This is a genomic window from Mesorhizobium sp. M0029 (assembly GCF_040323735.1).
In the GTDB taxonomy this organism is placed as follows: domain Bacteria; phylum Pseudomonadota; class Alphaproteobacteria; order Rhizobiales; family Rhizobiaceae; genus Mesorhizobium.
Genome location: NZ_JAMYVF010000017.1, coordinates 86,408 through 111,661, shown reverse-complemented (window position 1 = coordinate 111,661; position 25,254 = coordinate 86,408). Strand labels below are relative to the sequence as shown.

Annotated in this window: 20 protein-coding genes and 2 pseudogenes; 16 read left to right on the top strand and 6 right to left on the bottom strand. The window is 59.3% G+C overall.

The genetic code is table 11. The annotated features are described in order from the left end of the window. Window positions 1–140: 140 nt before the first annotated feature. Both NKJ76_RS24685 and NKJ76_RS24680 read left to right on the top strand, forming a co-directional pair. Window positions 141–3,248 carry a CheR family methyltransferase gene (locus tag NKJ76_RS24685; protein WP_352538593.1) on the top strand — a complete coding sequence of 1,036 codons (3,108 nt, stop codon included), beginning with the start codon at window positions 141–143 and terminating at the stop codon, window positions 3,246–3,248. Further along, a complete protein-coding gene (locus tag NKJ76_RS24680) occupies window positions 3,245–3,661 on the top strand; it encodes a response regulator (RefSeq protein ID WP_352538581.1) in 417 nt (138 codons plus the stop codon). Before NKJ76_RS24685 ends, NKJ76_RS24680 begins: the two co-directional genes overlap by 4 nt. A gap of 191 nt (window positions 3,662–3,852) precedes the next feature. Here NKJ76_RS24680 and NKJ76_RS24675 read toward each other — a convergent pair whose 3' ends face one another. From NKJ76_RS24675 to NKJ76_RS24660, 4 genes and pseudogenes are all read right to left on the bottom strand, one after another. Next, window positions 3,853–4,098, bottom strand: coding sequence for a hypothetical protein (locus tag NKJ76_RS24675; protein WP_023691400.1), 246 nt, complete (start codon window positions 4,096–4,098; stop codon window positions 3,853–3,855). Between the two features lie 91 nt (window positions 4,099–4,189). Continuing rightward, window positions 4,190–4,592: pseudogene (locus NKJ76_RS24670) on the bottom strand (SDR family NAD(P)-dependent oxidoreductase); the annotation flags it as partial. Window positions 4,593–4,857: 265 nt separating this feature from the next. Further along, window positions 4,858–5,159: pseudogene (locus NKJ76_RS24665) on the bottom strand (glutathione-dependent formaldehyde dehydrogenase); the annotation flags it as partial. 37 nt (window positions 5,160–5,196) lie between these two features. Then, entirely contained in the window at window positions 5,197–5,994 is a 798-nt protein-coding gene (locus NKJ76_RS24660) for an SDR family NAD(P)-dependent oxidoreductase (RefSeq protein ID WP_023696321.1), read from the bottom strand. A 523-nt stretch (window positions 5,995–6,517) separates the two neighbouring features. On the opposite strand from NKJ76_RS24660, the gene NKJ76_RS24655 reads away from it, so the two are divergent. The 4 genes from NKJ76_RS24655 to NKJ76_RS24640 are packed head-to-tail and all read left to right on the top strand — an operon-like array spanning window position 6,518 to window position 8,890. Continuing rightward, on the top strand, window positions 6,518–6,979 hold the full coding sequence (locus NKJ76_RS24655) for a hypothetical protein (RefSeq protein ID WP_352538580.1): 462 nt from the start codon (window positions 6,518–6,520) through the stop codon (window positions 6,977–6,979). Then, window positions 6,976–8,196 carry an NRAMP family divalent metal transporter gene (locus tag NKJ76_RS24650; protein ID WP_352538579.1) on the top strand — a complete coding sequence of 407 codons (1,221 nt, stop codon included), beginning with the start codon at window positions 6,976–6,978 and terminating at the stop codon, window positions 8,194–8,196. Before NKJ76_RS24655 ends, NKJ76_RS24650 begins: the two co-directional genes overlap by 4 nt. Next, a complete protein-coding gene (locus tag NKJ76_RS24645; protein WP_023700045.1) occupies window positions 8,196–8,555 on the top strand; it encodes a hypothetical protein in 360 nt (119 codons plus the stop codon). Before NKJ76_RS24650 ends, NKJ76_RS24645 begins: the two co-directional genes overlap by 1 nt. Window positions 8,556–8,557: 2 nt before the next feature. Then, window positions 8,558–8,890: a hypothetical protein gene (locus tag NKJ76_RS24640; RefSeq protein WP_352538578.1), complete on the top strand. Its 333-nt coding sequence runs from the start codon at window positions 8,558–8,560 to the stop codon at window positions 8,888–8,890. Between the two features lie 77 nt (window positions 8,891–8,967). On the opposite strand, the gene NKJ76_RS24635 is transcribed toward NKJ76_RS24640, so the two are convergent. Next, a complete protein-coding gene (locus NKJ76_RS24635; protein ID WP_023748078.1) occupies window positions 8,968–9,543 on the bottom strand; it encodes a GNAT family N-acetyltransferase in 576 nt (191 codons plus the stop codon). A gap of 202 nt (window positions 9,544–9,745) precedes the next feature. Here NKJ76_RS24635 and NKJ76_RS24630 point away from each other — a divergent pair, with 202 nt between their 5' ends. The 5 genes from NKJ76_RS24630 to NKJ76_RS24610 all read left to right on the top strand — a co-directional run bounded on the left by NKJ76_RS24630 (window position 9,746) and on the right by NKJ76_RS24610 (window position 13,581). Then, window positions 9,746–10,066, top strand: a complete 321-nt coding sequence (locus tag NKJ76_RS24630; protein WP_031195797.1) for a hypothetical protein — start codon at window positions 9,746–9,748, stop codon at window positions 10,064–10,066. 632 nt (window positions 10,067–10,698) lie between these two features. Next, window positions 10,699–11,109 (top strand): DUF427 domain-containing protein, encoded by a 411-nt coding sequence (locus NKJ76_RS24625; protein WP_352538577.1) that lies wholly within the window; start codon window positions 10,699–10,701, stop codon window positions 11,107–11,109. Between the two features lie 38 nt (window positions 11,110–11,147). Then, on the top strand, window positions 11,148–11,567 hold the full coding sequence (locus NKJ76_RS24620; RefSeq protein WP_352538576.1) for an HD domain-containing protein: 420 nt from the start codon (window positions 11,148–11,150) through the stop codon (window positions 11,565–11,567). A gap of 332 nt (window positions 11,568–11,899) precedes the next feature. Further along, window positions 11,900–12,406, top strand: coding sequence for a YciE/YciF ferroxidase family protein (locus tag NKJ76_RS24615; protein ID WP_023668075.1), 507 nt, complete (start codon window positions 11,900–11,902; stop codon window positions 12,404–12,406). A gap of 128 nt (window positions 12,407–12,534) precedes the next feature. Continuing rightward, window positions 12,535–13,581, top strand: coding sequence for an ATP-dependent DNA ligase (locus NKJ76_RS24610; RefSeq protein ID WP_023714624.1), 1,047 nt, complete (start codon window positions 12,535–12,537; stop codon window positions 13,579–13,581). 643 nt (window positions 13,582–14,224) lie between these two features. Here NKJ76_RS24610 and ku read toward each other — a convergent pair. Beyond that, a complete protein-coding gene (gene ku, locus NKJ76_RS32450) occupies window positions 14,225–15,052 on the bottom strand; it encodes a non-homologous end joining protein Ku (protein WP_023704640.1) in 828 nt (275 codons plus the stop codon). On the opposite strand from ku, the gene NKJ76_RS32445 reads away from it, so the two are divergent. From NKJ76_RS32445 to NKJ76_RS24585, 5 genes are all read left to right on the top strand, one after another. Next, a complete protein-coding gene (locus tag NKJ76_RS32445) occupies window positions 14,951–15,751 on the top strand; it encodes a DUF6894 family protein (protein WP_502902336.1) in 801 nt (266 codons plus the stop codon). The two genes, ku and NKJ76_RS32445, sit on opposite strands and share 102 nt — an antisense overlap. A gap of 23 nt (window positions 15,752–15,774) precedes the next feature. Then, entirely contained in the window at window positions 15,775–16,395 is a 621-nt protein-coding gene (locus tag NKJ76_RS24600) for a cysteine hydrolase family protein (RefSeq protein WP_023687850.1), read from the top strand. Window positions 16,396–16,691: 296 nt separating this feature from the next. Then, window positions 16,692–16,967 carry a hypothetical protein gene (locus NKJ76_RS24595; RefSeq protein ID WP_352538574.1) on the top strand — a complete coding sequence of 92 codons (276 nt, stop codon included), beginning with the start codon at window positions 16,692–16,694 and terminating at the stop codon, window positions 16,965–16,967. A 446-nt stretch (window positions 16,968–17,413) separates the two neighbouring features. Beyond that, the gene (locus tag NKJ76_RS24590; RefSeq protein ID WP_031198412.1) at window positions 17,414–23,125 is read left to right on the top strand and encodes a HAMP domain-containing protein; all 5,712 of its coding nucleotides are present in this window, start codon (window positions 17,414–17,416) and stop codon (window positions 23,123–23,125) included. A gap of 49 nt (window positions 23,126–23,174) precedes the next feature. Then, window positions 23,175–25,211, top strand: coding sequence for a PAS domain-containing hybrid sensor histidine kinase/response regulator (locus NKJ76_RS24585; protein WP_352538573.1), 2,037 nt, complete (start codon window positions 23,175–23,177; stop codon window positions 25,209–25,211). Window positions 25,212–25,254 lie beyond the last annotated feature (43 nt).

The window sequence follows — 25,254 nt, the reverse complement described above, 5'->3', positions numbered from 1 at the left end:
CCTCCGGGCTTTAAACGGCGGTCGCGTCCATCGGTTCCGTGGCGATCGGCGGTGCGGGATGGGAATTCGACCAGGAACGGTTTACACATTGGATCGAAATCAGCGCTGCCGCGTTGCATTTCACTGAAGCAGGACAATTGATGCAAAAGCTGCCGAGGTTCCCCATAGTCGGTATTGGCGCCTCTGCGGGCGGCATTGCCGCCATGGAGGGATTTTTTCGCGGGATGCCGTCTTCGAGCGGGATGGCGTTCGTGATCGTCACGCATCTCAGCCCGGAACGGGAAAGTCTGCTGCACGAAGTGATTGCGCTTTACACCGGAATTCCGGTTCGTGTCGCTGAAGATGGAATGGATATCCATCCTGACACCGTCTACGTGATGCCGCACAACGCGATCCTCACCATCGAAAATTCCAGCCTAAAGCTGCGCCAACCGAATTCGGTGTCCAGGGAGCGCAAGCCCATCGATATCTTTTTCAGCGCGCTGGCCGAGGATCAAGGCGAATACGCCGTCGGCGTCGTCCTGTCGGGCGGCGATTCCGACGGTACGTTGGGCATCAAGGCAATCAAGGAGCATGGCGGCCTGACGCTGGCGCAACTCTCCGACGAGTCGGGTCCGAGCAATCCCGACATGCCGCGCAGCGCGATCAGTTCCGGTCTGATCGATATCGCCATCCCCGCCGATGAGATGGGTGCGAAACTCATGGAATTTGCCCATAGCTTTGAACTGCTCGACGAGCTCGAAGCTGACGATGGCAAGGCCAGTGCTTTGAAACTCCGCAAGGGCCAGGAGGAAATCTACGCGATCCTGCGCAGCCATTCGGGACATGATTTCTCGGGCTACAAGGCCAAGACGTTCTTGCGCCGCGTCAGGCGACGCATGCAAATAACACAGAACACCGCGATCGATGCCTATATAGAGTTGCTTCGTTCAAATGCGGAGGAAGTGCGGTCGCTGTTTCGCGACCTGCTGATCAACGTGACAAATTTCTTCCGCGATACGGACGCTTTCAAGACCCTGGAAGAAACCGTCATCCCCAAACTTTTCGAAGGCAAGGACGCCAACGATACGATCCGCGTCTGGGTGCCCGGCTGCGCAACCGGCGAGGAAGTCTTCTCGATCGGAATGCTGATGCGCGAGCATATGGATACACTTTCGGCTGTGCCGCGCATCCAGATTTTCGCCACGGACATCGATGACGCGGCGTTGGGCATCGCACGTTCGGCGCGCTATCCGGAGTCATTGCTTGCGGGCGTTTCGCCTGAACGTCGCGAACGCTTCTTCAGCAATGACGGCACAAGTTTCATCTTGAGCAAGAGCGTACGTGATCTCTGCATCTTCTCGGCGCACAGCGTCATCCGTGATCCACCCTTCTCGCGCATGGACATGGTGTCGTGCCGGAACCTGCTGATCTATTTCGGCCCCGATGTGCAAAAGCAGGTTATTCCGACCTTCCACTATTCGCTGAAGCCCGGCGGCTATCTGTTCCTTGGCACCTCCGAGAGCATAAGCCAGCATGCCGATCTGTTTGCACCGGTCGACAAGAAACAACGGATATTCAAGGCACGAGAACATACGGCGCCGCCGCGGCTGCCGATCTTGTTGAATGCTGCGCCTGCAAGCAACTTTTCCAGCGCCAATGACACTCATGCCCGCCGCGGGTTGTCTTATTCCCTAAGGCAAACCGTTGAAGCCCATGTTCTCGAACGCTACGCTCCGGCCCATGTCGTCATCAATGGTGATGGAGATGTCGTCTATTACTCGGTCAGAACCGGCAAATATCTCGAGCCGCCGCAAGGGGTGCCGAGCAGACAATTGCTCACAATGGCACGCAGCGGCCTGCGTCTGGAACTGCGCGGCGCTTTGCGGGAAGCGGCCGAAGGCCGGCGCACGGTTGTGCGCGAAGCGATAGCCATTGAAGAAGATGAAGATCGTGTCCAATTCGTCACATTGACGATCGAGCCCTTGGTTGATCGCGGCAGCGGCGAGCCGCTGTTTCTCGTCCTGTTCGAACCGGTGGGCCAGCCGCAACCGCGGCTGGAGGCTCTAAAGGTTCGTCAGCCATCCGGGATTGCTGATTTCGAGCGCGAGCTCCGCGATACGCGCGAGCGCCTGCAATCGACGATCGAAGAATATGAGACCGCATTGGAGGAGTTGAAATCTTCCAATGAGGAACTCGTCTCAGTCAACGAAGAAGCCCAGTCCTCCAATGAGGAGCTTGAGGCCTCCAAGGAAGAAATGCAGTCCCTCAATGAGGAATTGAACACCATCAATGCCGAACTGGTTTCCAAGATCGAGGATCTCGATCGGGCCAACAGCGATCTGAAGAACCTGTTCGAGAGCACACAGATCGCGACTGTTTTTCTCGATACCAAGCTGGTTATCCGCAGCTTCACGCCGGCGGCGTCTTCGTTCTTCAATTTGCTGCCGACCGACATCGGAAGACCGCTTACCGATCTTGCCAGCCGGCTCGATTATCCGCACCTGCGCGACCATATCGCGCAGGTTTTCAGGGCCGGCGAGATGATCGAGCACCAGCTACCGCGCGATAGCGACGGCATCCACTATCTCGTGCGGCTGATCCCCTACCGCGACAGCGTGCGGAAAATCCAAGGTGTGGTGGTGACCTTTGTCGATGTGACGACCATGGCTGAAGCCGAAGCCCACCAGCGGGTATTGATCTCGGAACTCAATCATCGGGTCAAGAACATGCTGGCCGTTACGGTCAGCATTGCCAGTCAGACCCTGAAAAATGCTCCCTCTTCGGAGGCTTTCGCCGAAGCGCTCATCGGTCGCCTGCGCGCCATGGCGCGGGCCTACGGAGTGCTCTCGCGCGAAAGCTGGAAAGAGGTCTCGGTAGAGGAAATCGTGCGGCAGGAAGTCGAGCCGTTTGGGCTGGAACGCATCAACACCACAGGCGAGGACATTCGGCTCAAGCCTCAGCAGGGCCTGTCCCTTGGCATGGTGATCCATGAACTTGCCACCAATGCTGGAAAATATGGCGCCTTGTCCGTGCCAAACGGCGTGGTGTCCGTGACTTGGTCGGCGTCGGATCACGGTTTTCAGCTCGAATGGTTAGAAAGCGGCGGTCCCGCTGTCAGTCCGCCTGAGAAGACGGGATTTGGTCTTTCGCTGGTGAAAGGCGAAATTGAGTATCGGCTTGGCGGAAATTTTGAAACATCTTTCGGTTCCGATGGTTTGAGCTTGCGGATTGAGTTTCCGTTCGATCATCGGGAGAGCGAAACGTGACTGCATCTCTTATCCTTATCGTCGAAGATGAATGGCTGGTCGCGGAGGAGCACCGCGCAATCCTGGAAGAGGCCGGCTTCGCCATCGCCGGGCCAGTGCCGTCCGTTGCTCGCGCGAAAAAGCTGATCGAGAGTGAAGTCATATCTGCCGCGGTCCTGGACATTGGTCTCGGCGGCGAGACCAGCGCTGCCCTTGTCCCACTTCTAGCGCAACGCGGAATTCCGTTTGTTTTCGTCAGTGGGTACACGGCATCCGACATCCCGCAAGATTTGCGTCATCACAAGATGCTGTCAAAACCCGTGTGGGCTGCTGCGCTGGTCGAGGCCGTGCGAAATATGCTCGGTGTTCAACCGACAGCTTTGGCAAGACACCAGGACAGCGGAACGGTGCCAACCCAACGAGAAGCCCGGTAACGCACTTCTCGTGGGACAAAGACACTGGTTTTTCACCAGATATGCGACGACATTCGGGTCCAGGCCCGAGACGGCGTCGCCGGCAAGTGCCTGCGATCCGGCCGGCACGATTGGCATGCTCCCGGTCTGGCGTATTCCAGAGCTGGGCGAAATTTCGCGACCGCGCGACGATTGGTCAGGCGATGAGCCTATCAAACAACGGGCAGTTCGCCCTCGGTTTGCTTCGCGTCGAATAGGACGCCAAGGCCGTAAGTGACGGCGCCAGCGGCAATCATCTCTGCCAATGCTGCGCTCGACACCGGGCAATGCGGCATGACCGCCTTGATCGCGAGTTCGGCATTCGCGATCGACACGAAATCGTGCCGTCGCTTACGGGTCTCCAGATATTGTTCGATCAACATCTGCAGTCGCCTTCTTTCTATTTCATCGCCAGCCATTTGGTTCCTCCTGTAGACAGTCTGAAAGCCCACCACGCCTAAGGAGCGGTGGCCTTGGCGCCCCTTTTTGAGGACCGTGGACTCGAGTGAGGCGGGCAGCGTTGCTGACCAGGATGTCGAGACCGCCGAGGGGCGTTGCTGCTTCATCGACCAGCTTTCTGCAAAAGGCCTCATTGCGGATATCGCCGGCAAGCCTTTTGACCTGCCGCTTTTATTAGGTCCACCAGTTCGTCGGCGTCTTCCTGTTCTTCGGGGAGGTAGCCGAAAGCAACGTCCGCACGCTCGCGCGCGAATGCAATCGCCGCCGCACGACCAATACCGGAATCGCCGCCGGTTATCAGCGCTTTGCGGCCGGCAAGCCTGCCTGATCCTTTGTAGGTCGTTTCGCCGTGGTCCGGGCGCGGCACCATCTTGCTGGCCAAACCCGGCCACTTCTGTTCCTGTGGCTTGAAAGGCGGCTGGTGATATTGCGTCACCGGATTCTGTTTGAGCATCGGGCTCGCAGGGCCTGCTTTAGCAGGCACTGTTCCCGTATCGGCTGACGCCGTGGAAGCATAAGCGGCGAGAATTCCTCCCGCCATGCTTCCGACGACAAGTCTACGCGCTGCGTCTGGTACATTGTCATGCTGGTCATGGTTCATCATGGGCTCGCTTTGACGGCAGGTGACCATTACGGAAGTGGCACCTAACCGGCCGTCGACGCGAATGTTCCCTTGTGATTGCAGTGAGGTGTGGGTCGCCTTGCCCGTCTCGGCCGTGAGGCCGCATCACCACTTTGACACAACCTCCTGATTGTCGCGGAACGTCTTGTAGAGATCCGGCCCTGCTTTCAGATCGGTCCGGTGGGTAATCACAAGGAGCGATCGATTGCGCCGTTCTGGACCATGGCCAATAAAGGTTCCAGGTAGCGTTGCGTATGCGTCTGGCCCATCCGGAAAGCCGGTCCCTTATTCATTGCCGCCAAACGGGATGTGATCGACCAGACCAACATAGACGCCGGGAACCGAGATGGTGCCGCCCCTGCGGCAGCGATAGATTGCCTCGCGCAGCACATGCGGCCTTGGGAATGCCAGCCCTTTTGATGACGCGAATATTGGCTCAGTCGCTGGACGCCGACCCCGGCTCGGCCATCCTACGGTGCTGTTCGGCCAAGGTGCCTGCCGGCGTGACATGCGCGGCGGCGACCTGCAGCTTGTTTTTCCAACCGCTGACGACCTGTTCATCACCGGCCATCATCGCCTCGTAACCCGTCTTGGCGACATCGGCCGGATTGTCCTTTTCATCGGAGCCGACCTTGGTATCCATCATTTCAGCGCGCTCGAAGAATCGCGTCTGCGTGGGGCCAGGCATCAGCACGGTGACCGTCACGCCGCTATCTTTCAGCTCATGGCGGAGCGCGATCGAGAAGGAATCGATGAACGCCTTCGTGCCGTTGTAGACGGCCTGGAATGTTCCGGGCATGAAGCCGGCGATCGACCCGGTGAACAGGATGCGTCCGCGACCTCGCCGGGCCATCTTGGCGCCGAGTTCATGCGCCAGATAGACCGTTCCGGTGACATTGGTGTCGATGATCCGGCGGACTTTTCGCCAGTCCTGGTCGACGAAGCCGTTGCCGAGCCCGCGTCCCGCATTGAGAAACAACAGGTCGATATCGCGATCGCCGATCTGGGAGATCAACCGATCGGCGCCCTCGACGGTCGCCAGATCGGCCTCAATGGCTTCGACCGTTACATTGTGGGTTTCAAGTGCCTCTGCCGCCTGCCGGATAGCCGGCTCGTCGGCGGCGATGATCAGGTCGTAACCGTCTTTAGCGCACAGCTTTGCGAGTTCCCTTCCGATGCCACTCGAGGCGCCGGTCACCACAGCGAGTTTGGCGTCCGTCATCATATCCTCCATCTTCGTGCCATCGGAACCACGAGTGGGCACAATTGTTCCGCGGCGTTTGGGCTGGATTGATCGTGCGCTGTCATGACGGTCAGGCGACGGTCGTCGTCGCGGTCCTTGCGCGCATTCATAGAGAGCCGTTGCGACAAAAACCGTTCTACGCAATGAGAACTCGCCATGGCCTACCTTCAAAAGGCCCCCAAACGCATGGATTGAGTACTCAGAACGGCAATGAGCCTAATCAGTTGAAGTTGGAACAAGTGGCCCGGTTGGAAGTTCGAACCGTGCAGCGTTGTTGCCCTCCCATGTTGATGCTGCGCGATCGGGTCATCCCCTCAGCCCGATCTCCCGCGCTTCTCCGCGCCAAAGAGAAGCGCGGGCCCCCGCACTTTCACGGCTGTCCGGGATGGAGCGTTTTGTTACGTGGGACTAGCCGACCTCACAGGCTCGTCGTCGGTTTCGTTTGACGAGCTCTCCGAGCGCTCTAGATCATTGATGCCGGACGCAGTTGGTTCGAGCCGGGGAGGAAATCCGCGTGGCGCATCCAACGCGCGCTGTACCCCATAACGACCGTCATTTTCCGGTTGGCTGCCTGTGCTTGCTTCTGATTCTAGCCGGGTTGGCCGGATGCTCGTCTTCCAATCAGGTGGCGCAGCAATCACGAACAGCGGCCTCCGCGGCACAGACCGTATCGATGGTGCTGGATGCCTGGGTGGAGGGAGCGGCACCGTCCGCCTATGCCACGGCCGCACTGCACTCGGTCGGAAAAACGCTGGCCGATGTCGAGGCGCAAATTCGATCGGCCGAGACCGCTGAACCAGCCGGGCGAGCAGGACTGACGGCAGCAGTCAACAGTTTGTCGGTGGCGGTGGCGCATGCCGAGGCGGGATTGCGGGTGAACAATCGCACTGAGGTGAAAAGCGCACAACAGGATCTTCGGGCGGCCATGCGCTCGCTCGCCGCCGCTTACACCAGCGCTTTCGGACCAAAGCCGTGAAGAAGCTTCTGGAAATATCGCTTGGCGTCGTCACCAGTGTCGGAGGTTTCCTCGAAGTCGGGTCGATGGCTACGGCGGCGCAGGCGGGTGCCGCCTTCGGATTCCAGCTAATCTGGGCCATAGTTCTCGGCACCATATGCATCATCTTTTTGGTTGAAATGGCCGGTCGGTTCGCCGCGATGAGCCATCACACGATCTCAGAGGGCATTCGTGAAAGATTTGGGTTCAACGTCTTCCTATGGCCGTTGCTCGTCGTCCTTCTCGTCAATTTCATGGTGCTGTCCGCTGAGATCGGCGGTGTGGCCATCGCACTCGAACTTGCCACCGGCATAGGCTTCCAGTGGTGGGCACTGCCGGTGGCGTTGCTGGCATGGCTGCTGCTGTGGAAAGGCACGTTTGGCTTTATCGAGAAAGGCGTTTCGGTCCTCGGCCTCGTGACGCTGTGCTTCGTGGTTGGTGCGGTGATGTTAAAGCCCGACTGGACAGCGGTCGCTGGCAGCGCCGTGCCCTCGCTGCCGGCTCACGATGGCATCAATTACTGGTTCATGGCGGCCAGCATTCTCGGCGCCTCGATATCGCCTTATCTTTTCATGTTCTATTCCTCGGGAGCTATCGAGGACAAATGGGATGAAAGCCACCTGGGAGCCAATCGTGCCATCGCCGGGCTGGGCATGACCTTCGGTGGGACCATTTCGATCGGCGTGTTGATCGTCGCTGCTCTCGTTCTCGCGACGCGCGGCATCGACCAGGTGGACGACTATCACCAACTGCCGTTGATGCTGATCCCTATATTCGGCTTCTGGGGGTTCGTTCTATTCGTTGCCTCGCTCGCCATTGCCTGTTTCGGCGCCGCACTCGAAGTCGGGTTGCAACAGGCATATCTGGTGGCACAGGGCTTTGGCTGGACCTGGGGCGAGGATCGCAAGCCGCGCGATGATCCGGGCTTCAGTGCCGTCTATACGGCATCATTGTTTTTGGCCGCCATTCCGATCATGCTTGGCCTCGACCCACTGAGGCTGACCATCTTTTCCATGGCGGTAACGGCGGCGAGCCTTCCGCTGACGGTAGTTCCATTTCTCTTCCTGCTGAATGACGAACGCTATGTCGGCGAACATCGCAACGGCATCATTTCGAATGCCGCCGTTGTCTTCATTATCGCGCTTGCCTTCGTGCTCGCCGTGGTGACGATTCCGCTGCAGATATTCGGAGGCACATGATGGAATTGATGCGTGATCTCCTGGACAAGCAGGTGTTCGACCGCCGGCGGGTCAAGATCGGCAAGGTCGACGGAGTGGTGGCCGAGTTGCGGCGGGGCAAACCACCAAGGATTGTCGCGATAGAACTCGGCTCCATCACTTTGGCGCGCCGCCTTGGCGCGCGGCCCGGGGAATGGATGGCGCAACTGGCAACGAGGGTGGGTGGCAAACGCCACGCCGTGCCACACAGGATTGCGTGGAAAAAGGTGCAGGACAACGGGCTCGACATCGAATGTGACATCGAGGTGGGCGAGACGTCGATTTTCGCCTGGCAGGACTGGTTGCGCGATCATGTCATCGGGCGCATCCCAGGAGCGTGATGATGAGGACAGTCAACCTCGAACATCTTGCCGGGCGACGCGTGCTCTCGCAGCGCGGAAAGAGCATCGGTCACATCGAAGAGATTCTCGCCGAACAGCGTGGCGACGAGCTCGTCGTTACTGAATTCCACGTTGGCATCTACGCCGCCTTCGAGCGTCTGTCGGCCTCGACCATCGGCATCGCGATGCTCGACCTGCTTCGGCTGCGCCGCCGCGACGGCCTGTACCGCATTCCCTGGGATAAACTCGATATCTCCGATCCGGCGCGACCGCGGCTGCTATGCCCGATGACCGAGCTTTCTGGATGGAAAGGGCAAAAGGACCTTCGGGAGTAGATGGCTACGGCTGAGGGCTAAGGCGCCGGCGTTTTGCCGGCGAACAGCCGTTCGTGCAGATGGCGCCTCCGCAAAGATTACTGCAGGTTCTTGCGAAGGAAGATGCGGGCGTGTCCTGGAATAACGAATTCGACCTTGCCGAATTCCTCAAACCCATGATGCCGGTAAAATTGAGGCGCCTGGAAACTGCTCGTCTCGACGACGGCTCTCTTGCATCCACGCCTAACGGCTTCCTCCTCGATCGCCATAAGAAGCTGTGATCCATAGGATCGGCCACGCAATTTTTCAGGCAAGAAGAACATGTCGAGAAACAGGAGCCCCAGTTCCGTTCTGCCCCAAATTCCACCCCAGATCTTTCCCGAGGGGTCGGTAAGCTCCGCGCCGATCACTGCCCGGTCATCGATTCCGGTTTGTTCGATGTTGTGTCGATAGAGCGCAGCGGCCGCCTGCGTTCGTGCATCCCCGTTGTGAGCCAGAGCGATTGTAAATCCTTCGGATCGAGCCGGCATGCGTTCTGCTCCTGCGTCGGAATGGTCTTGAGATTCAACCGTCAGATTAACATCAAGGCGGCCGGTTCGCTCGCAGCTCTGATCGCCGCTTCTGTTGTAACCCGTCTTGCCCACATTCCGCATCGCGATCCGCGACGGATGCATGCAGCCGCGCCCAACATATCGCTTTGGTGTTGAACAAAGCCCATCCTGCCCTTGTCAGGTCTCATCACAATTCGTGCGCCGTCAAGAGTGTCCACCTCGACGAAGGCTGCTGCGGATCACAATCCATTACGCCGGGAACAATGAGAAAAACCTGTCGTTGGGAAAGCGATCGCAATTCGGCGATTCAAACACGGAGACTCCAATGTTGAAGAAAATTCTAGCCGCGTCGGTGCTAACTATTGCCTTGGCCGGTTCCGCCCTGGCGCAGACAAATGGAACGGGTGCTGGCGGCACGGCTGGCACGGGTAATGGAACTGGTACTGGAACTGTTGGCAGCGGCGGCGCCGCTGGCAATGGCACTGGCAGCGGGAATGCGGCCGTGCCAACCGATCCGAATTCCACAAACTCGACTACAAAATCGAACGGCATGACCGACCGTTGCAAGGACGCCGCAGGCAATGACATCGATAACAACACTGCAAGTGGCGCAACGACCTCGACCGTGCAAAATTGCAACAAGTAGCCGATGGACCTAGCGGCTTCGGCCGCCCGAAGGCCCGCCATCAAGACAATGGCGGGCCTCCGAGTACGTGCCTCGCATGGCTGGATACGTAGGAGCACATGTGTCCAAAGAGACCCGGCGGGCCAAACTCGATCGCTTAGCAGCCTCGATTCCGAAGCACGAATTCGAATTCCTAATGAAGATTGCAAAGCTAAGCCGTCATGACCTACTTGGCCTGATCGCTAAACACGATGGCGGCAGGGACAAGGTCTATAGGGACCTTGCGGCCCACTTGGCAGCAACTGAGGCCGCCCCGGAGCCCGTACATGAGGCGGCAGCTGACGACGGCCAAACAGCTGGAGCATCTCCAGCCACGAACTCGCCCGCCGGCAAGTAGCGGCGAAGATCATTTCGGTGCCAGCCCTGACGCTCCACGGAAGCGACGACCGTGTCGTCCTTCCAAAGTCTTCGAATGGGTTGGACGAGCATTTCACCGCGCCTTACCAACGAGAACTGCTGGATACGGCAAGCGGTAGGCGCTTTAAGGCCGGCTGCCATTCAGCTTCATCGGACATGCCGGAACCTGAAGCGCCGCCGCGCATTTCGTCTCCAGGCGTGACCGATCTTGCGGAAATCGCCAGGGAGAAATTCAGATGCAAACTTCAGGCGCAACTTCACAGAAAAACCTTGGCCGATTTGCCATAGAACCGTTTTCCGGCACGGTGACGGTGCGGTTTTCCGACGCCATCGTCGCAGCTACGGAGCGGGCGAAGGTCCTGCGTGAAGACGGGCACGAGCCCGTTTTCTATATCCCCTTCGAGGACATCTATTTCGATCTTTTCGAAAAGACCGACACCACCACCCGGTGCCCGCTTAAAGGCACCGCAACCTACTGGCGTGTCCACGCCGTCGGCAGTTCTTCCGACGATTTCATGTGGGCCTACGAAACGCCCGATGCGGCCGCTCTGGCTATTGCAGGTCACGGCGCTTTCGATCCGGAAAAAGCCCGTATCGATGTCGATCCTGCCGAGGACAAGCGACACACGCCACATATCGTCGAATAGGTTTCATCAGGCAGAGACGATCGCGGTAACGACAGGCGATGAGCATTTTCTACCAGGCGGCAAAGATTGCGGAGGAGGTTCACGCGTCGCAGCGTGATAAGACCGGGCGGCCCTACATCGAGCATTGCCGCCGTATCGTCGACGCCGTCGAGACAATCGATCAGAAGACTGTTGCCTACCTTCATGACGTTCTGGAGAAAGGCGAAGGCTGGACCCGCGCCAAGCTCGAAGAAGCAGGCTTCGGACCTACAATTACCGCGGCGGTCGATGCCATGTCGCGCAGGCCGGATGAGGATTATTTCGCCTTTGTCCGGCGGGCTGCGTCGAACCCAGTGGCGCTCCCCGTAAAACGCGCCGATCTGGAGGACAACATCTGGCAGTCGAGGCAGGTCGGAGCGTCGGCGGCCAAATATGAAGAGGGCCTTCGCATACTTGACCAAGAGTTCTCCCGACAATAGTGCGCGCCCGACGCTGGCATTGCATCTGCCGAGGCAGCCATCGCCTGCGAGAGCTTGCGGCGCACAGCACGTTTCGGCTCTCCTGGCCGTCAGTTTTTCCGCGCCGGCGTGCGCCTGAAGGTCGTCGTCTGGACCATGGAACGTGTGATCGGGTCAAAGCTCCTCCGGAAATGGATCGCAGCGTCTCGAAAAGGAGTAACGGCCCGGCTCGGAATCAGGAACTCCTCCGGCACCGGTGCGTTGACCAGCAAGCCGGGACGAGTTCCCGGCCTCCGCGGGTGGCGGGCAAGCCGCCGCCGGACCCGAACTTCTGCACAATGAAAGGTAAGGCCATGGGCTTCTTTTCGAAGGACATCAAGACACTCGACGATCTCTTCGTGCACACGCTGCGCGACATCTATTACGCCGAAAAGCAGATCGAGAAAGCGCTGCCGAAGATGATCGGCAAAGCAACCGATCCGCAATTGAAGGCCGGATTCGAAAAACACCTCGAGCAGACCAAAGGCCATATCGAGCGCGTCGAACAGGTGTTCGAATTGCATGGCGTCAAGGCCAAGGAGGTCAACTGCCCGGCGATAGACGGCATTCTGGAGGAAGCCGACGATGTGAGCGGCGACGTTGACGACAAGGAGGTCCTAGACGCGGCACTGATAGCCTCGGCGCAGGCGGTCGAACACTATGAGATGACCAGATATGGCACGCTCATCGCCTGGGCCAAGCAGCTTGGCCGCAGCGACTGCGCCAACGTGTTGGCCAAGAACCTGAAGGAAGAGCAGGCGACCGATCGCAAGCTCACCGAAATGGCGGAAAGCAAGATCAACATGCAGGCTGCCGAGTAGACCGTCCCAGGTCATGATGAGATCTGGTTGAAATCTCATCATGACCTAACCCTGTTGAAGCATGATTTTTCCAAAACCGGCACCAGTGCTGCGTTGAGTCGATCTCCATCGTTGTCCACGGAACTTTCATGACGGGCGAATCTGCCATCTCTCGCGATCTGCCGACGAGTGTAAAATCGTCTTTCGGCGTGGCGTTGAGCACGGCGCCGATGGAAGCAAAGGCTGCCGACACGTTGCCGGCCGATGCTGGCCGATGGCAATACGAACCCAAATGGGACGGGTTCCGCTGCCTGGCCTTTAAAGCCGGCGCGGCCGTGGAGTTGCGTGCAAAATCCGGCAAGCCGTTAGGGCGGTATTTCCCGGAAGTCGTCGCGATGTTGCATGAACTGAAAACAAAAGAGTTCGTGGTCGATGGTGAGATCGTCATCGAAATTGCAGGCGCTCTTTCTTTCGACGCCTTGCAGATGCGGCTGCATCCGGCGGAAAGCAGGATCCGGAAACTGTCGGTCGCGACGCCGGCAAAGCTGATCCTCTTTGACATGTTGGCGACCTCCGAGGGCGCCTTGATGCAGCAGCCGCTCTCGGTTCGGCGCGCTGCACTCGAACTGTTCGTAAAGTCGGCCGGGCGAAAGGATCTCGAACTGTCTCGGGCAACGCGTGATTTGGCGGCGGCAGGCAGATGGCTTGGCCAATCCGGACAAGGTTCGACCGACGGGGTCGTTGCCAAGCTTCTCGATGACGAATATCGACCCGGCGAGCGCGCCATGGTCAAAGTCAAGCGCCTGCGCACGGCCGATTGTGTCGTCGGAGGGTTCCGCTACCTGGCGAATTCGCGTGAAGTCGGCTCCCTGTTGCTTGGCCTGTACAATGACCAGGGGCAACTCGACCATGTCGGGTTCACTTCGACCATCGCCCGGGAGGACAGGGCCAAGCTTACGCGACAACTTGAAGCTTTGCGATCGGCTCCTGGCTTCACGGGAAAAGCGCCGGGCGGTCCCAGTCGGTGGAGCACGGAAAGAAGCGGACAATGGGAGCCATTGCGGCCCGAACTGGTGGCGGAGGTGCGGTTCGATCATGTCACCGGCGATCGTTTCCGTCATGGCACCAAATTTCTGCGATGGCGTCCTGACAAAAGCCCGAAGCAATGCACGTTCGAACAGATACTTGGAAAATGAGGCTTGGCGAAGCGTCGATAGTTCCACACCATCGAGACCAAATCCGTCAAGCATTCGGCGCAGCCAAATCCAGTCGCTTTTCACTGGCGATCTTGAACCCGGCGGCGAGATAAACGCCTTTGCAGGAGGATGCCGGACCAAACCGTTGTTCAGTCTGTCACCACGCCTCGCTTTGGCGGCTCACGGTTCTCGTCCGGATTAGGAACTGGCACTTCGTCGGGAAGAAGATCCGGCTCAGGCTCGCGTATGTCCGGGGTCCACGTCGGCGCATCCACTGGCGGCTCTTCGGTTGGCTCTGGTTTGGGGGGCACATCTATTCTCCGGGTTTCGCTTGGGCGTGGGGTTCTGCCCGCCACAGGTCGCGCGTCGCCGAGTCTGGAGGCGAAAGGGTCTTTTCACACCCCATGTATTTTTACCGATGGCCAGCGGTCCTGGGGCCCGATCAGAGTCCTGCGTTCCGGCTCCTTTGAGCGCAATGTCGGCATCCGCTGCCTCTGGCTCTTTGAGGACTGCCCTGTCGACGTTCTTGATCTCGGCCATAAGGCATCGTCCTTGGTGGCCAACGGGCAACCGCGAGAATTGTTCCGAGCTATTAAGGGCGGCTGGAGCTGCTGTGCGGACCTTCTGGCTGGGCAGTTATCAACTATGCTGTCTTGCGTTTCGGTGAGGCTCTCTTTGTGGATCTCGCCAGCCCTTCCTGTTTGAGGCTCTTCTTCAGCACCTCAGCGAGGTTGATGACATTCTCCTGTGGCCTTGGTGCGGGCTTCGGCAGCTTCTTGCCTTTGCGCTTTGCATCGATCATGGCGATCAGCGCGTCTTCATAGGTGTCTTCAAATTTCGAGGGATCGAAGGTCGTCACTTTTTTGTCAATAAGCATGCCGGCGATTTCGAGCAGATCGGGGTCGTATTTCTGCTTGGCCAATCCATCGAACACAGTGCTTTCCGAAACCATTTCGTTGTGGTTGCGAAGCTCGGTCATCACCATCCCCTTGCCATAGGGCTGAATCAGCACTTCGCGGCCGCGCTGGTAGAGCACCACGCAGGATCGAGCGGCCACGCCCTTGTTCTTCATGGCATCGCGGATCACTCCGTATGCTTCGATTGCGGCGCCGTCGGCCGGGATCAGATAGTAGGGCTTCTCGAGATAGCGCGTATCGATATCGTCAATCGATACGAATTCGCCGACTTCGAGCGTGTGCTTCGACGTCAGCTTCAACGCCTTTATGTCGTCAGGTTCGATCTGGAGAAATTCGTCCTTTGCGATCTCGAAACCCTTCACCTGATCCGCTGCATCCACCAGCTTTCCGGTCTCCTCGTCGGCGTAGACGCTCCTGACCGGCAGACCGTCCTTGCGGTTCAAAATCTTGAAATGGATCTTGGATGCTTCGCTGGTTGCGCCGACAATCTTCACGCCGCAAGTAACCGAACCAACCTTCAAGAAGCCCTTCCAGGCAGCACGTGGCGCGGCCATTTTGCGCTTATCCCGTTTCCAGCTAGGGCAACGCGTTTCCGTTCGAATTGTTCCTGCGGCGGGGGCTCGGTGCACCGTGAATGTCCGGTGGGGGGAAATCCTGTCGGTCTCGACAGCCGGGCCGGCGCCTGCATCCGCAGGAACCGAAAGCGCACCATGAACATTGTCAGACACAGGCAGGAGAGTGTCATGCAAGTCGTTCGGACCGAAGTGGTGAATGCCAGGGCGCCAGACGGGCAGTCGGTTCGCCGGGTGATATTTTGCGGCGAGGGCGGCGACTGCGTTACGGTGGACATGGCAAACGTCGGGATACAAGCTGAAGATGACGTGCTTGCCCGCGCAAAGGCAATCCTGGTCCAGACAGCGACCTTTGATCTCGCAGCCAATGAATATGACGCGAGCAGCAACGGCAATTTCGACCAGGTCGAGATAACCTCTGCAAGCGACGGCGCCGGCGACGTATATGTCTTTGAGTATCGCGATGGCGAAACCAGCCGACGCATACCGCCGTCGAGGATGGCGAGCCTTGAGGCGGCCCGGTCCGAAGCTATCCGCTGCGCAATCGATCTTCTCGCCGACCTGCAGCCTGGCACGGACGCTCTGTCCGGCTGGCTTGTGAGGGTATCCAACGAAAACGGTGAATTGCTTTACACTGTTGATGTGGCTGAGGCCGATGCAGCGCGGCAGGCAGGCCAGTAACCCAAACCCGACGGAATCCACCAGTGGCCGCCCAAGGATTGATTCACGGACCAATAGGCGACGATGGCCTGCATCTGTGCGTCGACATGCAGCGCCTGTTTGCGCCGGGTGGACCTTGGCCCGTGCCGTGGGCTGAAAAGGTGGTCCCGGCGATCGAAGAACTGGTCGCCAGACATGCCAGCCGTACCCTGTTCACGCGCTTCATTCCTGCCGCCCGCCCGGGCGAGGCGCCGGGAATGTGGGCAAACTACTATCGTCGGTGGGCGGAGGTAACCCTTTCCAACATCGATCCGCGCCTGATCGAGCTGATGCCTCAACTTGCACGATTTGTACCGCCGGCGACGGTGGTCGACAAACATGTCTATTCGCCCTGGACCGAGGGGCGGCTCGACGCGCTGCTGAGTGGCTCCGGCGTGCGTGCGCTCGTGATCACCGGTGGCGAAACCGACGTTTGCGTTCTCGCGACCGTGCTTGGCGCCATCGATCGTGGCTTCCGCGTCATTCTCGTCACCGATGCCATCTGCAGCTCTGCCGACCAGACCCATGACGCACTGATGGAAGTATACCATTCCCGCTTCAGTGAGCAGATTGAGGCGGCCAGCATGGCGGAGGTGTTGGAGTGTTGGCCACAACTCACTCGCTGACCTGGGGGGCTTCAAGAGAAAGGGCCGACAATCGTCATTCTGGTCGGGCGGACTGTTTCAGTTGGCGGACGGCACTACAGTGAACCGGAAAACGTATATGAACGGCACGATTGCCTGATCTGGTCGCTCGCGTAAATCAGTGTCTGGAAGCGTACAAAGCCTTGCAGAGCTATCGACAGCGCGGCCAACCGTCATAAAATGAACAGGATACAGCGCCGAAGACTCGATGCCGGCGTCTAGCAATCTTTGCGAGACATCCGGCGCCTCTGCCGTCGGCCTTCCGCAAAGAGGGTGATGTGCTGAAAACCGAAGTCATTGACCTTGAGACCTATAGCGCAGTCTACGCGGTGATCTCTGGCTATCGCGCTGACGACATTATCTCGACGGCGTTTGCGGTCGATGAAATCGGCGCAAGGTTTCCTGAGTGTCGCTGCGACGACGAGGAATTGGTCGGGCTTATGGTCCATGCCATGTCCGGCAAGAAAATTGCCGTGAGCTTCGACCACCGGGTGGAACCGGTCAGGCGGCGTGCTGCGCTGCCGATCGCTTCGGAGAGCAAAGGACTGCGATAATTGGACCACCATAGGTCCGTTGCGATTTTGGAAGACGAGGCGTTTATCGCGCTCGAACGAATAGCTACGTTGCTTGACGCCCGAAACATCCCCTTTGTCGTCCATTCGGCAAGCTACGCCAATTCGGGTTTTCACGATCCGATTTTCCTTCAAGGGACATGGGTCGCAAAGCCTGCCTCGCCTTCCGAGTTGCGCAACGCAATTCATGCCTCTCTGGCAATGGCAAACGGCGATGACGTGTCGTGGTCGGCTAAAGCCCGATAAATCCACAACCGCATCATAAAATCCGGCGTTCAAACGAAGGCGCAATCGTCGGCCTGGAATTCACGGCACGATGGAACAAAATGGAAAATGCCGCGTTTGGGGTCTCGCGGCGCGATCCACCATTGGCCGCGGGGGCAATTTTATCCGTATAAATCCATAGGGCTGGGAGTGGCGCTGTGACCGTGCAGGCATCCAAGAAGCAATTGGACCGTCGAAGCATCCTGAATTCTCTGAAAGCCTTCCGGCGCGGCGATTTCTCCGTCCGCATCGACAATGTTTATGAAGGCCTCGATTCCGAGATAGCTGAGACTTTCAATGAGATCGCTGATCTCAACGACCAAGTGACGCGCGAGTTCGAGCGCTTGAGCCGGGTCGTCGGCAAGGAAGGGCGGATAGGCGAGCGCGGCCGGGTTCGCAATGCCACCGGCAGTTGGGAATCCAGTGTCCGTTCAGTCAATGATCTCATAGAAGACATGGTTCAGCCAACGGCTGAGGTTGCGCGCGTTATCGGCGCCGTCGCCAAGGGCGACCTGTCGCAGACCATGATGGTCGAAATTGACGGCCGACCGCTGCGTGGCGAATTCCTGCGCATCGGCAAGATCGTCAACACCATGGTCGGCCAGTTGGCCTCCTTCGCCTCCGAGGTGACCCGCGTGGCGCGCGAGGTCGGTACGGAAGGCAAGCTCGGCGGCCAAGCCCGGGTCAAGGGCGTCGCCGGCACGTGGAAAGATCTGACCGACAACGTCAACGCGATGGCCACGAACCTGACCGGGCAAGTGCGCAACATCGCGGAGGTTACGACCGCGGTCGCGTCGGGCGACCTGTCGAAGAAGATCACAGTCGATGTCAAGGGCGAAATCCTCGAACTGAAGAACACCATCAACACGATGGTGGACCAGCTCAATTCCTTCGCTTCGGAAGTGACGCGCGTGGCGCGCGAGGTCGGCACTGAAGGCAAGCTGGGCGGCCAGGCGCGCGTTGAGGGTGTTGGTGGCACGTGGAAGGATCTGACCGACAATGTGAATTCCATGGCCGAGAACCTGACTGGCCAGGTGCGCAACATCGCCGAAGTGACGACCGCGGTGGCTTTGGGCGACCTGTCGAAGAAGATTACGGTCGACGTGAAGGGCGAGATTCTCGAGCTGAAATCCACGATAAACACAATGGTGGACCAGCTGAATTCATTCGCGGGCGAGGTCACGCGCGTGGCACGCGAGGTTGGCACCGAAGGCAAGCTTGGCGGCCAGGCGCAGGTGCGCGGCGTCGCCGGCACCTGGAAGGACCTCACCGACAACGTCAACTCGATGGCCGAGAACCTGACCGGTCAGGTGCGCAATATCGCCGAGGTGACGACGGCGGTCGCGTCGGGCGATCTGTCCAAGAAGATCACGGTCGCCGTGCAAGGCGAAATCCTGGAACTCAAGGACACCATCAACACGATGGTCGACCAACTGAACTCCTTTGCCTCGGAAGTGACGCGCGTGGCACGCGAGGTCGGCACCGAAGGCAAGCTGGGCGGCCAGGCAGAGGTGAGGGGCGTCGGCGGCACATGGAAGGATTTGACCGACAACGTCAATCTCATGGCCGCCAACCTGACTGGCCAGGTTCGAAACATCGCAGAAGTCACCACCGCCGTGGCGCGCGGCGACCTGTCGAAGAAGATCACCGTCGACGTCAAAGGCGAGATCCTGGAGCTCAAGGACACCGTCAACACGATGGTCGACCAACTGAACTCCTTCGCCTCTGAGGTCACGCGTGTGGCCCGCGAAGTGGGATCGGAAGGCAAGCTTGGTGGCCAGGCGCATGTCGAAGGCGTCGGTGGCACCTGGAAGGATCTGACCGACAACGTCAACGCCATGGCCGGCAATTTGACGGTGCAATTGCGCGACGTGTCCAAGGTGGCAACGGCCATTGCGACCGGCGACTTGACCCAGAAGATCACCGTCGACGCGCTGGGCGAGATCTTGCAGATCAAGGACGTCATCAACACGATGGTCGACCAGCTCAATTCCTTCGCTTCGGAAGTGACACGTGTGGCGCGCGAGGTCGGCTCCGATGGCAAGCTCGGCGGCCAGGCCCAGGTGCGCGGCATCGGCGGCACGTGGAAGGATCTGACCGAAAACGTCAACGCCATGGCGGCCAACCTGACCGGCCAGGTGCGCAACATCGCCGAGGTGACCACCGCCGTGGCGCTCGGGGACCTTTCGAAGAAGATCACCGTCGATGTCCGCGGCGAGATCCTGGAGCTGAAGGACACCATCAACACAATGGTGGACCAGCTTAATTCCTTCGCTTCGGAAGTCACGCGCGTGGCACGCGAGGTCGGCACGGAAGGCAAGTTGGGAGGCCAGGCGCAGGTGCGCGGCGTTGCGGGCACGTGGAAGGATCTCACAGACAATGTGAACTCGATGGCCGAGAATCTGACCGGCCAGGTGCGCAACATCGCCGAAGTCACGACCGCCGTGGCGCGCGGCGACCTGTCGAAGAAGATCACCGTCGATGTGAAGGGCGAAATCCTGGAGCTCAAGTCGACCATCAACACCATGGTGGACCAGTTGAACTCCTTCGCCGGCGAGGTCACCCGAGTCGCGCGTGAGGTTGGCACCGAGGGCAAGCTTGGTGGCCAGGCGCGCGTCGAAGGTGTTGCCGGGACCTGGAAGGACCTGACCGACAACGTCAACCTGATGGCGACGAACTTGACCAATCAGGTGCGCGGCATCGCCGATGTCGTGACGGCGGTCGCGCAAGGCAATCTCAGGCGCAAACTGACGGTCGACGCGAAGGGAGAGATCGCCCTGCTGGCCGACACCATCAACGGCATGATCGAGACGCTTGCCACCTTTGCCGACCAGGTGACCAACGTCGCCCGTGAGGTGGGCATCGAGGGCAAGCTCGGTGGTCAGGCGCGTGTGCCAGGTGCCGCCGGCCTCTGGCGCGACCTCACCGACAATGTCAATCAACTCGCTGCCAATCTGACCACCCAGGTGCGTGCCATCGCCGAGGTTTCGACGGCGGTGACCAAGGGCGATCTTACCCGTTCGATCAGCGTCGAAGCCTCCGGCGAGGTCGCCGCGCTGAAAGACAACATCAACGAAATGATCCGCAATCTGAAGGATCAGACGCTGAAGAATGCCGAGCAGGACTGGTTGAAGACCAATCTCGCCCGGTTTTCGCGCATGCTGCAAGGCGAGCGCGACCTTGCCACCGTCTCGCGGCTCATCATGTCCGAACTCGCTCCTCTGGTGAACGCCCAGTATGGGGTGTTCTACGTCACCAATCGCGACGAGGAGGAATCCTATCTTGAGCTGGCGGCTTCCTATGGCGCCGAGAGCAAAGCTGCCATCAAGCAGCGGCTTGATCTGCGAGAGGGCCTGGTTGGGCAAAGTGCCGCCGACAAGCGCGCCATCATGCTGGACAATGTGCCGCCAGAATTCCTTCGGGTCACATCGGGTCTTGGCAGCGCCTCGCCAGCCAATGTCATCATCCTGCCTGCCCTGTTCGAGGATGAAGTCAAAGCCGTCATCGAGCTCGCCTCGTTCGGCGAGTTTCGTGACACACACCAGTCGTTCCTCAACCAGCTCATGGAATCCGTCGGCATCGTTCTCAACACCATCGCTGCGACGATGCGCACGGAGGGCCTGCTCAAGCAGTCGCAACTGCTGACGTCGGAATTGCAAGCGCGTCAAACCGAGCTGACAAAAAAGCAGGAAGAGCTGCATGCGACGAACGAGGAGCTGCAGGAAAAGGCGCAGCTGCTCGAGAACGAAAAGAAGCAGGTCGAAAACAAGAATCTCGAAATCGAGATGGCGCGACGCGCGCTGGAGGAAAAAGCCGAGCAACTGGCGCTCACGTCGAAATACAAATCCGAATTCCTGGCCAATATGAGCCACGAACTGCGCACGCCGCTCAATTCGCTGCTCATTTTGTCAAACCTGCTGGCGACCAATCAGCACGGCAACCTCAACGAAAAACAGGTAGAGTTCGCCCGCACCATCAATTCGGCAGGAACCGATCTTCTCAGCCTCATCAACGATATCCTCGATCTGTCGAAGATCGAGTCGGGCACTGTTTCCATCGACATCAACGATATGCCGGTGACGCATCTTCGCCAGCATATGGAACGAACTTTTCGTCAGCTGGCAGCCGACAAGGGACTTGGCTTCACCATCAAGGTCGATCCGGCGCTTCCCGACACGGTCCGCACAGATGAGAAACGCTTGCAGCAGATTGTCCTCAACCTGCTTTCCAACGCATTCAAATTCACCTCGGAAGGCGAGGTCAGCCTGAACTTCCGGGTTGAAAAGGCCGGCCGCCGCAATGGCGCGACGCAGCCGGTGAAGGCTCTCGCGATCGCCGTCACCGACACCGGCATTGGCATTCCAGAAGACAAACAGAAGCTGATTTTCGAGGCCTTCCAGCAGGCCGACGGCACCACCAGCCGCAAGTATGGCGGCACCGGCCTTGGGCTCTCGATCAGCCGCGAGATCGCTCGCTTGCTTGGCGGCGAATTGCGGGTCGAAAGCACGCCGGGTAAGGGGTCGACATTTACCCTCATCATCCCGTTCGACGGCCCCCGCGTGACGACAGTACAGTCGACCTTGGCTCCGGCGGCGGAGGCAGTTGCTGCGACAGCTCTGCTCAGCAGTCCGCCCTCGGCAGAGCTGATCGACGACCGCGATTCAATCCTACCCACCGATCGGATCGTGTTGATCGTCGAAGACGATCCGACCTTTGGCGGGTTGCTGCTTGGCCTCGCCCGGTCGGCCGGGCTGAAAGGCGTTCTGTCGACTGCAGGTTCCGGCACGCTGGCATTGGCCCGCAAGCTCGTTCCCGACGCAATCACACTTGATCTCGGACTTTCGGATATCGATGGCTGGGTGCTTTTCGATCTGCTGCGGCATGACCAGAAGACGAGGGGAATTCCCATCCATGTCATCTCGGGTGCCGAAGACATCGACAGTCTCGCACGCAAGGGGGCGTCCAGCATTTCCACCAAGCCCGTTTCCTCGGACGAGCTGATGAAGGTGTTTCAGGATATCCACTCGAAGAAGCTCCGCGTTCAGCGCCGCGTTCTGGTCGTGGACCCTGACCCGGAGCGGCGTCTGGCGCTGGTCGAGGCAATCCGCGACGGCGTAACGTCGGTCACCGCGATCGGTCGTGTTGCGGCAAATGCAGAAGACGTTGGCCTCGCCTCCTATGATGCCGTCGTGCTCGGCTTTGGACGCTCCGCCAAGGACAACGCAAAGGCGCTGGACGAGATCACCGGCCAATTCGGCGAAGCCTTGCCGCAGCTGCTGTTCTTTACGCCTCACCCGGACGCGCTTGAACAGGTACTGGCATTGAACCCGGCCTTGGCGGAAGCACCGCGGGCGGAGAACTTCGCTCAATTGGCGCTGCATATTTCGGCAACGCTGCCGGGAGAAGGTCGTCAAGAGGCCTGGGCAGGAACTGAACATAACGGCAAGTCCGATCTCGCCGGGGCGAAAGTTCTCATCGTCGACGACGACATTCGCAACATCTATTCGCTCACCAGTGTTCTGGAGACCTATGACATACAGGTTCTGCATGCCGAGCGGGGCCGTGATGGCATCGCGCTTCTTGAACAGGCGCCCGATGTCGACGTGGCATTGATCGATATCATGATGCCGGAGATGGACGGCTACGAGACGATGCGGCGGATTCGCGGCACACCGGCGATTGCTCATATCCCGCTGATTTCCGTCACCGCAAAGGCGATGAAGGGGGATCGGCAAAAATGTCTGGATGCCGGGGCTTCCGACTACATCGCCAAACCCGTCGACCTGGATCTCCTGCTGGCGCTGCTTCGTGTCTGGATCGGGCGTGCCCGATCCCGTGTCGAGAGCCCGGAAAAAATTCTCCTGGCAGCGAACTGACGGCCGTTCGATGCAAAAGCTGGCAAGAAACAGGGTAAGGAAACTTGAGGTGGCAGCTCTTGCCGAAGGGCCGGCAAGAGCCCGCATCCTGGCGGTGGACGACGATGAGCGCAATCTGCTGGCGATCAGCGAAGTGCTCGCGACTGTCGGAGAGGTCATCTGCGCCCAATCGGGCGAAGAGGCTCTGCGCTTTCTGCTGAAAGAGGAGTTCGCCGTCATTCTCCTGGATGTCCTCATGCCAGGGTTGGACGGGTATGAAACGGCCGCACTTATCCGCCAGCGCGAGCAATCCAAGCGCACCCCAATCATCTTCTTGACCGCCATCAACAAGGAGGATGCGCATATGCTGCGCGGCTATGATGCCGGCGCGGTCGACTATGTGTTCAAGCCATTCGATCCGATCATGCTGCGTTCGAAAGTCGCGGTTTTCGTCGAACTCCACGAGAAGACGCTCGAGATCCAGCGCAAGGCGGAGGTCGAGCAGGGACTATTGGCGCAGGCGTTGCAGGCGCACAAGGACAAGCTTCAGGCCGAACGCGCGCTGCGCAGCGCCGAGCAACGGCAGGATGCCATCCTGAATTCGTTGCCGGTCTGCTTTCATGCTCGGGCAGCCGAGCCACCCTTCGCGGCGCGCTTTGTTACCGAGGGCGTCGAGCGCTTGACCGGCTTTGCGCCTCAATACCTGACATCGGATCCGGAGTTCGGTCTCAGCCGCGTTCATCCCGACGATCTGCCGCGATTGAAGGAAGCGCTGCTGGCGGCAAAAACCACCGGCTCCTATACGTGCGAGTTCCGCTGGCAATGCGCCAATGGCGAGTATCGCATTTTTCTCGACCAGGGCGTGATGTCGGACGGCTCAGATGGCCGTGAACCGGAAATCATCGGCACATTGCTTGACATCACCGAGCGGCGCGGTCTTGAGGACCAGCTGCTTCAATCCCAGCGCATCGACGCTATCGGCAAGCTAACCGGCGGCCTGGCGCATGATTTCAACAACCTGCTCGCCGCAATTCTCAGTGGGTTAGGGCTGCTTGAACGCCGGGCTACGTTGGATGATCAGGCGCAACAGGTACTCGACCTGACGCGGCGTTCTGCAAAACAAGGCGCTGACCTTGTCGCGCGAATGCTGGCATTCTCGCGGCGCCAGACCCTGAAGCCGGAAGCGGTGCGCCTTGCTGCGCTGGGCGACACGATGAACGGATTGGTGGCGCCCGTGCTGGGGGGGTTGATCCGTTTCGACTGGCAGATCGATGACACGATCTGGCCGGTGCATGTCGATGCAGGCCAACTTGAATTGGCCTTGATGAATCTGGTTTTCAACGCGCGTGACGCCATGCCCTCTGGCGGGACAATAACCGTGCATGCGCAGAATCGATCGATCGGGACGCCAACAGAGGATATTCCGCCGGGCGACTATGTCATGATCGCCGTCAAGGACACCGGATCCGGCATACCCCCCGATCTTGTCGCCAAGGTCGTCGAACCGTTCTTCACCACCAAGCCGGTCGGTAAGGGAACGGGCCTCGGCCTCAGCACGGTCTACGGCTTCATGAAGCAGTCAGGTGGGACACTTCGCATAGAAAGCGTCGTCAACCGCGGAACTACCATGCAACTCTGGCTGCCACGATCGACCGAACAGCCGGTCGATCCTGTGGTGGAACCCGACATTGAACGAGCGTTCGCCGATGCCGGGATGGAGCACCCATCAATCCTCCTGATCGACGACAGCCATGTTTTGCGGCAATTGACCGCCGAGTCCCTTCGCCAACGTGGTTTCGAGGTGACCTGCGCGGGAGGAGGGGCGGAGGCGCTGGCCATGATGGAGCGCACTCCCAACCAGTTCGACGTCATTATCACCGACTTCGCCATGCCACTCGTATCCGGCGTCGACGTGATCCGCTTCGCGCGCAATTTGCGCTCGGACTGGCCAGCGGTCATGATCACGGGCTATGCCGATGCCCGGGAGATTGCCGATCGGCCGGCCGACGTGCCCTTGCTCGGCAAGCCCTTCCGCGACGAGGATCTGTTCGAAGCGATTTTCCTCGCGATAGAGAATGCGGCCCCCCAAAGGATCAAAACCGGCTAGCGCTTAGGGGTTGTCAACGGTCTGGCCACGTCGCAAAGGGCCG

Bases quoted from the DNA above. Each gene is read 5' to 3' on its own strand.
- NKJ76_RS24610 (WP_023714624.1), top strand. From the start codon at position 12,535: ATGACGGGCGAATCTGCCATCTCTCGCGATCTGCCGACGAGTGTAAAA.
- NKJ76_RS24675 (WP_023691400.1), bottom strand. From the start codon at position 4,098: ATGGCTGGCGATGAAATAGAAAGAAGGCGACTGCAGATGTTGATCGAA.
- NKJ76_RS24660 (WP_023696321.1), bottom strand. From the start codon at position 5,994: ATGGAGGATATGATGACGGACGCCAAACTCGCTGTGGTGACCGGCGCC.
- NKJ76_RS24640 (WP_352538578.1), top strand. From the start codon at position 8,558: ATGAGGACAGTCAACCTCGAACATCTTGCCGGGCGACGCGTGCTCTCG.
- NKJ76_RS24685 (WP_352538593.1), top strand. From the start codon at position 141: ATGCAAAAGCTGCCGAGGTTCCCCATAGTCGGTATTGGCGCCTCTGCG.
- NKJ76_RS24635 (WP_023748078.1), bottom strand. From the start codon at position 9,543: ATGCATCCGTCGCGGATCGCGATGCGGAATGTGGGCAAGACGGGTTAC.
- NKJ76_RS24630 (WP_031195797.1), top strand. From the start codon at position 9,746: ATGTTGAAGAAAATTCTAGCCGCGTCGGTGCTAACTATTGCCTTGGCC.
- NKJ76_RS24615 (WP_023668075.1), top strand. From the start codon at position 11,900: ATGGGCTTCTTTTCGAAGGACATCAAGACACTCGACGATCTCTTCGTG.
- ku (WP_023704640.1), bottom strand. From the start codon at position 15,052: ATGGCCGCGCCACGTGCTGCCTGGAAGGGCTTCTTGAAGGTTGGTTCG.
- NKJ76_RS24625 (WP_352538577.1), top strand. From the start codon at position 10,699: ATGCAAACTTCAGGCGCAACTTCACAGAAAAACCTTGGCCGATTTGCC.
- NKJ76_RS32445 (WP_502902336.1), top strand. From the start codon at position 14,951: ATGGATCTTGGATGCTTCGCTGGTTGCGCCGACAATCTTCACGCCGCA.
- NKJ76_RS24645 (WP_023700045.1), top strand. From the start codon at position 8,196: ATGGAATTGATGCGTGATCTCCTGGACAAGCAGGTGTTCGACCGCCGG.
- NKJ76_RS24620 (WP_352538576.1), top strand. From the start codon at position 11,148: ATGAGCATTTTCTACCAGGCGGCAAAGATTGCGGAGGAGGTTCACGCG.